Below are 12398 nucleotides of genomic sequence, written 5' to 3'. Positions count from 1 at the left end.
GCGAATTATCGCAATATTCAATAAAATTCGACAAATTTTTTTGGAGGTGTTCATATGTTAAATTACTCTTTAAAAAGAGCTGGGATGGCCATCTTAACCATTTGGGTTGTAGTGACCATTACTTTCTTTTTAATGCATGCAATACCTGGAGATCCATTTACAGATCAGAAAAAAATACCACCAGAAATCATGGAAAAAATTAAAATAAAATATGGATTAGATAAACCACTAATAGTACAATATGGAACTTATCTTAAAAATCTTCTTAAAGGCGATTTAGGAATATCTATGAAATACAAAAACAGATCAGTTAATACAATTTTGCAGGAGGGTTTTCCAGTTTCAGCCAAGGTAGGTTTGATGGCAGTAGCTCTAGGAGGAATATTGGGAGTACTATTTGGAATAATTGCTGGGCTCAATCGTGGGAAGTTCTTTGACTATTTTGTAATTGTAATAGCGGTAATAGGGGTCTCGGTACCAAGTTTTGTATTTGCAGCACTTTTTCAATATGCTTTTGGAGTTAAATTGAAGTGGTTTCCTGTGGCAAGATGGGGAACGCCAGCTCACTATGTAATGCCTGTATTAGCATTGGGATTAAGGCAGATAGCTTATATAGCAAGAATGATGAGAACAAGTATGCTTGATGTATTGGGACAAGACTATATAAAAACTGCTAAGGCAAAAGGTCTTTCGCGCCATCAGGTGACTTGGAAACATACTGTTAGAAATGCTATTCTTCCCGTAGTTACAATATTGGGAGTTTCTATAGCTGGAATAGTAGTAGGTTCCTTTGTTATAGAGAGTATATTTGCAATACCTGGCATAGGTAAACATTATGTCCAAAGTATTACTCAGCAGGACTACACACTTATCATGGGTACAACTGTATTCTATGCTATTATATTAGTTGTCATGATGTTTATAGTAGATATTGTGTATGGATTAGTTGATCCAAGGATCCGTCTAGAGTAAAGGAGGGGAAGAAATGTCAGACGTTAATGTAAAACAGCCGGAAAAACTAAATGTATCTAAAGATATGTTTGAAATTGTTGGAAAAGATGAAATGAATTATGACAAAATAGTCAGGCCAAGTCTTACCTATTGGGCAGATGCTTGGAGAAGACTTAAAGAAAATAAATTGGCTATCATGAGTATTATTATATTGATTATAGTAGTAGCCATGGCTTTTATAGGACCTCATTTGAGGCCTTGGGCGTATGATGATCAGGACTTCTCTGTTATAAACAAAGGACCTGACAGTGTGCATTGGTTTGGAACCGATGATTTAGGAAGAGATCTATTTGTAAGATGTTGGGAAGGTGCTAAGATTTCTCTTTTTATAGCGCTTATTTCTACAATAATAAATGTGACTATTGGTATTATATACGGTGGTATATCTGGATATTTAGGTGGAAAGACAGATATGATCATGATGCGTATAGTAGAAATAATATATTCCATACCTGAACTACTATGGGTAATTTTACTTATGGTAGTTATAGGACAAGGATTGGGAACAATTATTTTGGCTATATCGATAACTGGATGGGGTGGAATGGCTAGAATAGTTAGAGGACAGATACTACAAATCAAACAGATGGAATATGTGCTTGCGGCCAAGACATTGGGAGCGGATACTTCAAGAATTATAACCAAACATTTAGTACCAAATACTATGGGACCAATAATCATAAATTTAACTTTCCAAGTTCCTGGAGCCATATTTACAGAGGCTATGCTTAGTTATATTGGGTTGGGACTTCCAGAACCTATAGCAAGCTGGGGCACATTGGCTCAAAGGGGTACGAGGATGCTTCTCATCCATCCATATCAATTGCTCTTCCCTGCATTGCTTATTTCTATAACGATGCTTGCTTTTAATATTTTAGGTGATGGACTTAGAGATTCATTAGACCCAAGATTGAGAAAATAAGGAGGGAAGAACTGTGGGAGTTGAAAATGATAAATTGTTATTAGATGTAAAAAATTTGCATGTTTCTTTTGACACTTATGCGGGGGAAGTCAAAGCGGTAAGAGGTGTTAGTTTTAATGTAAATAGAGGAGAAACTCTAGCTATAGTTGGAGAGTCTGGATGTGGCAAATCAGTTACTGCTCAGGCTATAATGCAACTAAATCCTATGCCACCGGGAAGAATAAAAGAAGGAAATATTCTATTTGAAGGAAAAGATTTAGTTAAATATAGTGATAGAAAGATGGAAACTGTCAGAGGAAAGGAAATAAGTATGGTTTTCCAGGACCCTATGACATCTTTAAACCCTACTATGAAAGTGGGAAAGCAAATCATGGAAGGACTTGTAAAACATCAAAACATGTCTAAAGCTGAGGCTAAAGAAAGAGCTGTAGAGATGCTTAGACTTGTAGGGCTTCCAAATCCAGAGAAAAGAGCGGACCAATATCCTCATGAATTTAGTGGTGGGATGAGGCAAAGAGCTGTTATAGCTATAGCTTTAGCATGCAATCCAAAACTACTCATAGCTGATGAACCTACAACAGCACTGGATGTAACTATTCAAGCTCAAATAATAGAACTTATGAAAGAATTGCAGCTTAAATTAGATACATCCATCATCATTATTACTCATGATTTGGGAGTAGTTGCAAAGATTGCAGATAGAATAGCTGTAATGTATGCAGGTGTCATAATTGAAAGTGGAACAAATGAAGAAGTATTTCACAATCCACATCATCCATATACTTGGGGACTTTTAAAATCTGTGCCAAGACTTGATAGAGCACAAAAAGAAAGACTGATTCCTATATATGGAACTCCACCAGATTTGTTTGCACCACCTCCAGGATGTCCATTTGCAGCTAGATGTGACTATGCTATGAAAATTTGCAAGGATCACTATCCAATGAGATTTGATCTATCAGATACTCATTATACTCATTGCTGGTTAGAACATGAGATGGCACCAAAAATTGAAAGACAGAAAGCAGAAGGGGGTGCGAAATAATCATGACTGAAGAAAAGAAACCTTTATTGATCGCAAGAGATTTAAAGAAATATTTTCAAGTGGGGAAAGGTCTTACATTAAAGGCTGTAGATGGAATTAATTTTCATATAGATGAAGGCGAAACCTTAGGCCTTGTAGGCGAGTCTGGATGTGGAAAGTCAACTGTTGGAAGAACTATTATAGGTCTTTATGAGGCTACAGATGGAGAAGTAATATTTGATGGTATGAATTTGAACCAATTAAATAAAGATGATAGAAAACAGTTTACAAGAACTGCACAAATGATATTTCAAGACCCCTATGCATCACTTAATCCAAGAATGACAGTTACGGATATTATAGGTGAAGGTATTGATATTCATGGATTATATGAAGGAGAAGAAAGACAAAAGAGAATATATGATCTTCTTGAAATGGTAGGGTTAAATAGAGAACATGCTAGCCGCTTTCCTCATGAATTTAGTGGGGGACAAAGACAGCGTATAGGAGTAGCTAGGGCATTGGCCATAGAACCTAGATTTATTGTATGTGATGAGCCTATTTCCGCTCTTGATGTATCTATACAAGCTCAAGTAGTAAATCTTCTTGAAGATTTGCAGGAAAATTTAGGACTGACATATTTATTTATAGCTCATGACCTTTCTATGGTTAAACATATATCTGACAGAATAGCAGTTATGTATTTGGGAGCTATAGTTGAAACTGCACCAAGTGCAGAACTATATGATTATCCTCTTCATCCATATACTCAGGCTTTGCTTTCTGCAGTGCCAATACCAGATCCTACAATAGAGAAAAGTAGGCATAGGATCATATTGGAAGGAGATGTACCAAGCCCAATAAATCCACCACCTGGATGTAAATTTCAAGGAAGGTGTAAATACGCTCAAGATATATGTAAAAAAGAAACTCCAGAGTTAAAAGAGATGAGACCTAATCACTTTGTAGCATGCCACATGGTTAAATAAAAATAAGTCATGTATTAAATATAGGAGACATAAAAATATATAAGATCATACTTTAGCTTGACAATACATTAAATTTTATTTATACTTTTATTAAATCTAATTATCATATAGGCCTATAAAATTACAAAATAATAACAAACATAAAAAAAATGTCGAAAAGAATCTAACTTTTATTAATAAATATTTTTTAAAATAGAGGATTTTTAAAAAATATCTAGAATAGTTTAAATAGTGAGACAATATATCGGGAGGTGATACTTGAAAACTTATATTGTGAGCATTAACGCATAAAATATAAATGATAAGGGGGAAAGCTTCATGAGGAAACACAAATGGTTAGTTTTGCTATTAGTATTGGCTATGGTATTATCACTTGCTTTAACTGGTTGTGGAAAAGATGAAGATACACCACCTGCCAACAGTGAAGAAGAAGGTGGAAGTGAAGAAGAAGTAGTTGAAGATGGAGAAAAGCTTGCAGATGAGCAAATTTTAAAGTTAAACTGGGGTTCAGAACCACCAGATCTAGATCCACAAACTACAACTGATGCAGTATCAATTGAAATTTTAAATGCTGTTTATGAAGGACTTGTAAGACTGCAACCAGATGGAACAGTTTCTCCAGGTCTTGCAGAGAGCTGGGACATAAGTGATGATCAATTGACTTATACTTTCCATCTAAGAGATGCAAAATGGTCAGACGGCACACCAATTACTGCAGAGGATTTTGAATATGCATGGTTTAGAGCTATTGATCCAAAAGTAGCAGCTCAATATTCATATCAGCTTACAGATACAGGAGCAATTAAAAATGCTGGCAAATATTTTAATGGAGAAATTACTGACAAAGAACAAGTTGGTATAAAAGCTCTTGATGAAAAGACATTTCAGGTAGAACTTGAAAGGCCAATACCATTTTTCTTGAGTTTGACATCATTCGTAACATTTATACCACCACAAAAAGCTGCTGTTGAAAGCTTTGGAGATACATTTGCATCAGAAGCAGATAAAATGATATACAGTGGACCATTTATCGTCAGTGAATGGGAACATGAACAAAAACTAGTATTGAAGAAAAATGAAAACTATTGGGATGCAGAAAATGTAAAACTTGAAGAAGTTCGTGGAGATATGATTACAGACAGCAACACTGCTATAAATCTATATGAAACTGGTGAATTAGACATCACTGGAGTTCCACCAGAATTTTTGGATAATTACAAAGATACTGAAGAATTCATAAATTTAGCTGAAGCTACAACTTGGTATATCCAATACAATTGTGAAGATAAATATCTACAAAACAAGAATTTAAGATATGCATTGTCTTATGCAATAGATGTTCAGTCTTTTGTTGACAATGTATTAAACAATGGTTCTATAGCAGCAGGAGGACTTACTCCTACATTGTTGCCAGGAAAAGATGGAAAAGAATTTGCTGAAAACCGTGGAGATATATTGCCAAAATATGATGCAGCAAAAGCTAAAGAATATTTTGACAAAGCGCTAGAAGAATTAGGTGTTAGTGCAGAAGAAATTCAAAAACACTTGACATTTTTAACAGATGATAATGATATAGCTAAGAAGAGAGCTGCAGCTATTCAAAATATGTGGAAACAAAATCTTGGTATAGAAGTTAAAATTGAAACAGTTTCGTTTAAAATTCGTATAGATCGCTATGATAGAAAAGACTATACTACAACCTTTGCTGGTTGGGGTGGAGACTACAATGACCCACTTACATTTATGGACTTATTTGTAACAGGTGGAGGAAACAATACAGCATACTGGTCAAATGAAGGCTATGATGCAGCTATAAAGAAAGCTCAAACAGGCATGGGAGATGAAAGAATAGATGCTATGTTAGAAGCTGAAAATATTCTTGCTGAAGAAATGCCAGTATTTCCAGTGTTCTATAGAGCTAGAAACTTTGTTCAAAGAACTTATGTAAAAGATGTTGCTAGATTCCCAGTTGGTTCAGATATAGATTTCAAATGGGCCTATATTATAGAACATTAATTGTTATGCGACAGTGGGGTTTTTAACATTCTATTGTTGTATTTAAGAAAAATTTGATTTTTTGACAAAAGAAAAAATTCCTTGGATATACAACTTTTATCCAAGGAATTTTCCTATTTCTATAAAAGAATAAATCTGCATTATTATGCCATACATATAGCTGAAAGTTCTATAAAGAAAATAAATGTTATCTAGTTTTATCCATGAATTATTCTGTTAACAAATATTCTATATCTTCACTGTAATCTTCTGATGTATTTACTCCTATAATCCTAGCAACAACTAGCATTAATAATTTGGAATTTAATTTTATTTTGAAAATATATAAGAGTAGGCACACTATTAAAGTTGTATAGATTTGAATTTTTATAGCATTGAGAAGTTCTTTTTTCATTAATCAAATTTTATCATATCAACAGGTAAATATTATTTTGATAAAATATTAGAATATTTTTACTCCCGTTTTTTATGTGTTGCTGATGAATTAATTATTGCTCAGAACAATATTGTAAATAATAATTTTTTATTGGGTTACACATTTTTTTGATGCTGGTATTTTTTTGATTTAAAATTTTCTCAAAATTACTTAAACTTTCAGGTAATTTTTCAAAATTGCAGTTTTTTATTAAATATTCAACTTTTGTTTCTGTGATATTTAACATAGGATATACATCATCATCTAAATACTCACAAGGTTTAATAATACCATTTTCACTTATGCACCAACTTAAAAGACCAGCACCACATTCTAAACATTTATATTTAGGATCTATGTTTGTATAATTTTCATCTCGAGTCCATACTTCAACATGTATTTTTTTTTCATATTTTTTAGATAGTTTGTCTAGTTTAATTTCAATATTATTAATTTCTTCTTGAGATAAAATCAATGAATTTAACTTAGTAGCTCTTCCATGTGGTGTTAGAGTTCCAAATCTTATTGAGTTTGCACCAGATTGGTAAGCAAAATTAATCATATCTTCCATGTGATTAATATTTGAATTTGTTACTATAGTAGCAATTGTTGAAGGTATTTTTATTTCGGAAAGTTCTTTTATAGCATTTACTGTTTTGTTAAAGGAGCCTGGAACTGTAGTAATTGAATCGTGTAGTTTTTTATCATAAGAATATAGAGAAAGTTGTACATTATTTATCCCTTTGAAATTATGAACATTTTTAGAATTAATCAATGTTCCAGAAGTAGTTATTGTGGTTTTAAAGTTATAAATGCAATATTTTAGAATGTCAAAAAAATTATCGTGGAGCATAGGTTCTCCACCAGTAATTTGAATATTATTAGACTTATTATTGAGAAATTTTAGTGTATCAATTAACATATCATATGAAATAAATTTGTCATTTTTGTTAGAACAATTTTTAAAGCAATGAATACATTTGAGATTACATTTATTTGTAAGACTTATTGTAACATCAATTGGTACTTTTGCATGTTTAACTCCAGTTTTTTTAAAATAGACGGGATTTGGTAATTTGTTCAAAAATATAAAATTTGGTTTATTGCAAATAAATTCCATAATGATATTTTTAACTTTAATTTTATCAGTAGTATTTAATTCATCTGCAATTTTATTAGTGATTTCTTCAATAGATTTAGTTCCATCGAAATTTTCTATGATATACACTTCAACATCATTTAGTTTATAGTTTCCTATGTTTGTAAGTAAAATTCCATGATCATCAAAATAATGTAAAATGCTATTTTTTAAAACAAAAGGATACATTTTTTTGCCTCCATTCATATAAAATTTTAAGCTGAAACTTTATATGCAAAAGTAAATTATGGCACATATTCACCAATAAAGCGTTTATTATAATGTATAACAAAGCAGAGATTAATCTCTGCTTTGTTATACATTATAATATTGACACAAATATAGTAAGCTTAATTAATTACCACGATGAATTTTTATTTCTCCTTCCATACATAGAGGAATTAGTTTATGGTTTGAACTAGATTTGTAGTTGAAAAATTTAATTTTATCCATAAGTTTCACCTCCTTTGAAGTTTTTTGATATATATATTTAAAATTTATTTATATGTTATGGAGTATGATAGATACTTTGGAAAATTAGAATATTTAAATAAATAACTAGCATTAGATATATTATAATACAATATTAGCATAAAAAAGGAATAATGTAAATAGTTCTTAAATGATTATTTTAGCTCATAATATGAAAAAGTACTAAATATACTATTACTAAAAGAAAAATGAGGAGGTTGACAGATAAGAAACACCTCCAATCTTCTCATTTTTAAAACGTGTCATATGATTACAAAAGCATATCAATGTAGGGCATAATAACTAAAAATTTAATTTAAAATGGTTATCTGTTTTTATATACATCTGGCAATTCTTCTTGTCGCACTTTTTTCACTTTTTCTCTAAAATAAGGACAGTCTTCTGATGGAGTTCCTGAAGAATTAGTTACATGTTTGAGAGTACAGATTCCTTCATTTTGATAGATGCAGTTTTCACTACAGTTGATAAGCATTTGAAATGTACCTCCTCAATGTATTTTGTAAAGAGTATTTTGCCCTGTTCACATATAAATTATGTTACATTATGATTACAAATGGCTTATTTGATTGACATAGTAAATGCACTAATGATATAAATTATTTAAGATTATAAAGAAGAAAGGCTTTAGAAAGGGGCAATATTTATGAAAAAATGGGGAAGCATCTTATCACTTTTAATCGTTTTATTGTTGTTTAATTCTTTTAGTATTGCAGCTAAAAATTACAGCTATACAACTGTCACTATTGATGGAAAGAAACAAAGTGTTTCCACAGTGCCAGTACTTGTAGACGGACAAGCTATCACTTCGGATGTTCCACCATTTATCTATAAAGATTATACAATGGTGCCTATAAGATTTGTTGCTGAAAGTTTGGGTTCAGAGGTCAATTGGAATGGGAAAAGCAAAACCGTAACTATAAATGATAGTAAAAAGCAAATAGTACTTGGGATAAATAGTTCCTATGTATACATAAATGGGCAAAAACAAAAATTGCCCAATGGAGTTCCTTCTCCCAAACTTGTGAACACTTCCAATGCAAACTATTCTAGAACTATGATACCTTTAAGATTTGTATCAGAAACTTTAGGACATAATGTCAAATGGGATAATGAAAAGAGAATAGCATATATAGAGAAAAATAAAGATATAGATAAAGAGATAAAAGAAACTGAGATAAATAGCATCGTAGTAGATTCTAATTCAAATATAAAAATATCAGCTTCAAGTTCTTTTAAATATCAGGCTACAGATTTAACCAATCCTTCAAGAATAGTTGTAGATATTCCAGATACTAAATTAAATTTAAAAGATGGTTCAAAGGCTGATGAAGATGGAATAGTTAACATTTCTGTAGGGAAAGCTTATGTAGACAAAATTAGTGCTTCTCAATTTTCCACAAATCCAAGTATTACAAGAATAGTTATAAATTTAAATGAAAATGCAGAATATAAAATTGTTCCTACCAATGATGGAAAGACTATTGAAATTGGATTTACCAAATTAAATAAAGTAGAAAATGTAAAAATGGAGACCATAAATGGGCAAGAAGCAATTGTCATATATAATAGTTTTAAGCCTAGAACCAATACATTGAAACTTAGCAATCCCAATAGAATTGTACTAGATCTTTTAGATTCCACGGTAGACTTGGAAAATCAGATAAACTATAACTATCAACTGGGAATTATAAAAAACGTGAGAGTTTCACAATTTTCACCTGATAGTCTTTACAAACCCGATGACAAAGTGGTTAGAGTAGTGTTTGATATTCAAGATGGAATAAATACATCCAATGTAAAAATATCAAGTGATGGAAATAAAATAATCATAATGCCAGATAAAAATTCTTGGGAAGGGCTTAAATATGAAAACAATGGCAATGAAAAGATATTTTTTATCATGGCCAAAAATGAAACTGGATATACTATAGATTATGATACTTTCAAGAGAGTTATGGAAATAAATGTACCAAGAGAAAATGTAAACTTAACCAGTGGTACAATAAATGTGAATGATAATTTTGTAGACAGAATAGTTATAAGTGACAACTCTGGAAATAATAAAGTGGAAATTTATTTTAAAAAGAGCATAGAATATGCTGTACTTTCAAAAGAAGTAGATAGTGAAATAAAGATAAAGTTTTCAAGAGATACTCAAATTGAACCTAAAGAAAGGCTTATAGTTATAGACCCAGGTCATGGGGGGAAAGATTCGGGAGCAATTTCACAGAATGGCTATTATGAAAAAAATGTAACCATAAGTATTGCAAATAAATTAAACGAGAGATTGAGAGAATTGGGATATAATACTGAAATGACAAGATATGATGATACTTACTTAGGACTATATGAGAGAACAGATATTGCAAATAAGATAAATGCAGATATATTTGTGAGTATTCATTCTAATGCTCACAATGATAAAAGTATTTCAGGGTTGCAAACTTTATATCATCCTAGCAAAGAAGAAGGAGATGGAAGCAGCTACCAATTAGCAAAAATGATACATGAAGAAGTACTCAAATCTACAGGGCTTAAAGATAAAAGAATGGTGGAAAGGCCAAAATTAGCAGTACTTAGGACTTCTAATATGCCAGCTGCATTGATTGAAGTTGGATTTATAAGTAATTTAGAGGATGAAAAACTTATTACTGACAGTGCTTTTCAAGATAAGGTTGTAGATGGTATAATAAAAGGTATAGAAAGATATTTTGCTGAATACTAAACAAGCGGAGAATTCTCCGCTTGTTTAAATATATAAACTAATGGAGGTTGAAAAATGGGAACATTTTCAGGATATCTATTAATATTTTTTGCTAGAATTGCTGATGTATCCATGTCTACTTTTAGAACTTTGATGGTAGTACAGGGAAGGAGAGTTCAAGCTGCTATTATAGGTTTTTTTGAAATAATTATATATGTAATGGCTCTTGGAAAGGTTGTCAATGGATTAAGTGACCCGGGGAATTTACTTGCTTATGCATTGGGCTTTGCTTGTGGAAACTTTGTAGGGATAACTATAGAAGGAAAGATTGCACTGGGAAATTTATTTGCTCAAGTAATACTTAAAGGTACTCAAAATGAAGAACTTTTAAACAAATTGAGAGAAGAAGGATTTGGAATTACAGTAGTTGAAGGTTATGGAAAAGAAGGAACACGACAAATTTTAAATATTGCATTAAACAGGAAAGATTTAGATAGTTTGAAGAAAATAGTATATGAACATGATGAAGAAGCATTTATCACTGTAAATAGTACAAAACCTATTAGTGGTGGTTATTTTGTTCCAATAAAAAAGAAATAATCATAGTATCCTCTGCCGTCTAATATAATGTATTAGAAAAGCTAAGGAGGGTGGGGGAGATGGAAAATATAAAGAAAATTTTACTTATTGTACTTATTTTGGCTATTGGAATTAATATAAGTGCTTGCAATGGAAAAGGTGGATTTAAAGGACTTTTTTCAAAAGATGATGATATAGAAATAATCAGAAGTGACAGTGAAGAATACGATATGACAAAAGATGAAGGTTTAAGAGAAACCGTGCTTTATTTTAAAAATGCTGAAGGTTTTCTAGTTCCTGTGATGAAGAAAATTCCTTGGGAAGAGGGTATTGCAAAATTAGCTCTTAAAAACATGATTGATAGCCCTTCTTTGAGGGAAAGTTTAAATCAAACGGGACTTGTTCCCATAATACCTGCAGGTACTGAGATAAGGGGAATGACTATTGATGGAGAAACAGGAGTTTGTAAAGTTGATTTTTCAAAAGAAATTTTAAATTACGAATCAGAAAAAGATGAAGAAAATCTAATTAAAGGTGTAGTATATACTCTGACAGAATTTCCTGCTATAAAAGAAGTACAAATTTTGATAGAAGGAAATTCTGCACCTGTTTTTAAATATGGAATACAGGTAAATGGACCAATGAGGAGAGAAGATATAAATCTTGTGAAAAATTCAGAAGAATATAGGTCGAAAGTTGTGGTATACTTTAAGGGTAGTGGAAATGAAGAATTTGAGTATTTTATACCTGTGACTATTCCGACTCTTGCACCAATGCCAAATGTTTTTACAGCATTGGAAGAGCTGTTTAAAGGTCCTCCAGCTGAGGCAAGTCTTTATTCTAGTGTTCCGCAAGGAGTAACTTTAGAGGGCATAGAAATAAGGGATGGAATAGCTTATGTAGATTTATCTTTTAATTCTATAGATTCAATAAACGAAAAATATATATTTGATGAAATATCTAAGAGCATAGGACTTACACTAAGTGAATTTGAAAAGATAGAAAAAGTTGAATTGTTAGTTGAAGGTAAAACATTAGAAGAAGCAGGAATACAAGTTGATTACAATGAAACAATACCTGCTTTTGCAAATGAATATTAAGCTGCCAA

At 31.6% G+C, this 12398-nt stretch carries 10 protein-coding genes; 8 read left to right on the top strand and 2 right to left on the bottom strand.

The annotated features are described in order from the left end of the window. The first annotated feature begins 54 nt into the window (after positions 1 to 54). The 5 genes from BUA21_RS00265 to BUA21_RS00245 all read left to right on the top strand — a co-directional run bounded on the left by BUA21_RS00265 (position 55) and on the right by BUA21_RS00245 (position 5962). Positions 55 to 972, top strand: coding sequence for an ABC transporter permease (locus BUA21_RS00265; RefSeq protein ID WP_072742533.1), 918 nt, complete (start codon positions 55 to 57; stop codon positions 970 to 972). A gap of 13 nt (positions 973 to 985) precedes the next feature. After that, positions 986 to 1933, top strand: coding sequence for an ABC transporter permease (locus BUA21_RS00260; RefSeq protein ID WP_072742532.1), 948 nt, complete (start codon positions 986 to 988; stop codon positions 1931 to 1933). Positions 1934 to 1946: 13 nt separating this feature from the next. Continuing rightward, the gene (locus BUA21_RS00255; protein ID WP_072742531.1) at positions 1947 to 2978 is read left to right on the top strand and encodes an ABC transporter ATP-binding protein; all 1032 of its coding nucleotides are present in this window, start codon (positions 1947 to 1949) and stop codon (positions 2976 to 2978) included. Positions 2979 to 2980: 2 nt separating this feature from the next. Continuing rightward, positions 2981 to 3946, top strand: a complete 966-nt coding sequence (locus tag BUA21_RS00250) for an ABC transporter ATP-binding protein (protein WP_072742530.1) — start codon at positions 2981 to 2983, stop codon at positions 3944 to 3946. A gap of 318 nt (positions 3947 to 4264) precedes the next feature. Continuing rightward, a complete protein-coding gene (locus BUA21_RS00245) occupies positions 4265 to 5962 on the top strand; it encodes a peptide ABC transporter substrate-binding protein (RefSeq protein ID WP_072742529.1) in 1698 nt (565 codons plus the stop codon). Positions 5963 to 6450: 488 nt separating this feature from the next. Here the strand turns inward: BUA21_RS00245 and BUA21_RS00235 are convergent, their stop codons facing one another. After that, entirely contained in the window at positions 6451 to 7704 is a 1254-nt protein-coding gene (locus BUA21_RS00235; protein WP_072742527.1) for a radical SAM protein, read from the bottom strand. A 607-nt stretch (positions 7705 to 8311) separates the two neighbouring features. Further along, positions 8312 to 8479 (bottom strand): hydroxymyristoyl-ACP dehydratase, encoded by a 168-nt coding sequence (locus tag BUA21_RS14505; protein ID WP_132996302.1) that lies wholly within the window; start codon positions 8477 to 8479, stop codon positions 8312 to 8314. A 171-nt stretch (positions 8480 to 8650) separates the two neighbouring features. Between BUA21_RS14505 and BUA21_RS00230 the strand changes: the two genes are divergently transcribed. Genes BUA21_RS00230 through BUA21_RS00220 form a run of 3 tightly spaced genes read left to right on the top strand, consistent with a single transcriptional unit; the run spans position 8651 to position 12390 of the window. Beyond that, the gene (locus tag BUA21_RS00230) at positions 8651 to 10732 is read left to right on the top strand and encodes an N-acetylmuramoyl-L-alanine amidase family protein (protein WP_072742526.1); all 2082 of its coding nucleotides are present in this window, start codon (positions 8651 to 8653) and stop codon (positions 10730 to 10732) included. A gap of 54 nt (positions 10733 to 10786) precedes the next feature. Beyond that, entirely contained in the window at positions 10787 to 11311 is a 525-nt protein-coding gene (locus tag BUA21_RS00225; RefSeq protein ID WP_072742525.1) for a DUF2179 domain-containing protein, read from the top strand. Between the two features lie 59 nt (positions 11312 to 11370). Next, on the top strand, positions 11371 to 12390 hold the full coding sequence (locus BUA21_RS00220) for a GerMN domain-containing protein (RefSeq protein ID WP_072742524.1): 1020 nt from the start codon (positions 11371 to 11373) through the stop codon (positions 12388 to 12390). Positions 12391 to 12398: the final 8 nt, after the last annotated feature.

Source organism: Sporanaerobacter acetigenes DSM 13106, from assembly GCF_900130025.1.
Taxonomy (GTDB): domain Bacteria; phylum Bacillota; class Clostridia; order Tissierellales; family Sporanaerobacteraceae; genus Sporanaerobacter; species Sporanaerobacter acetigenes.
Note: the sequence above shows the minus strand (reverse complement) of the source record. Positions and strands in the feature narration are given on the sequence as shown.

What these genes read in the sequence shown, in the direction of transcription:
- BUA21_RS00260 (WP_072742532.1), top strand. Translation starts at nt 986, where the DNA reads ATGTCAGACGTTAATGTAAAACAGCCGGAAAAACTAAATGTATCTAAA.
- BUA21_RS00245 (WP_072742529.1), top strand. Translation starts at nt 4,265, where the DNA reads ATGAGGAAACACAAATGGTTAGTTTTGCTATTAGTATTGGCTATGGTA.
- BUA21_RS00230 (WP_072742526.1), top strand. Translation starts at nt 8,651, where the DNA reads ATGAAAAAATGGGGAAGCATCTTATCACTTTTAATCGTTTTATTGTTG.
- BUA21_RS00225 (WP_072742525.1), top strand. Translation starts at nt 10,787, where the DNA reads ATGGGAACATTTTCAGGATATCTATTAATATTTTTTGCTAGAATTGCT.
- BUA21_RS00265 (WP_072742533.1), top strand. Translation starts at nt 55, where the DNA reads ATGTTAAATTACTCTTTAAAAAGAGCTGGGATGGCCATCTTAACCATT.
- BUA21_RS00220 (WP_072742524.1), top strand. Translation starts at nt 11,371, where the DNA reads ATGGAAAATATAAAGAAAATTTTACTTATTGTACTTATTTTGGCTATT.
- BUA21_RS14505 (WP_132996302.1), bottom strand. Translation starts at nt 8,479, where the DNA reads ATGCTTATCAACTGTAGTGAAAACTGCATCTATCAAAATGAAGGAATC.
- BUA21_RS00235 (WP_072742527.1), bottom strand. Translation starts at nt 7,704, where the DNA reads ATGTATCCTTTTGTTTTAAAAAATAGCATTTTACATTATTTTGATGAT.
- BUA21_RS00250 (WP_072742530.1), top strand. Translation starts at nt 2,981, where the DNA reads ATGACTGAAGAAAAGAAACCTTTATTGATCGCAAGAGATTTAAAGAAA.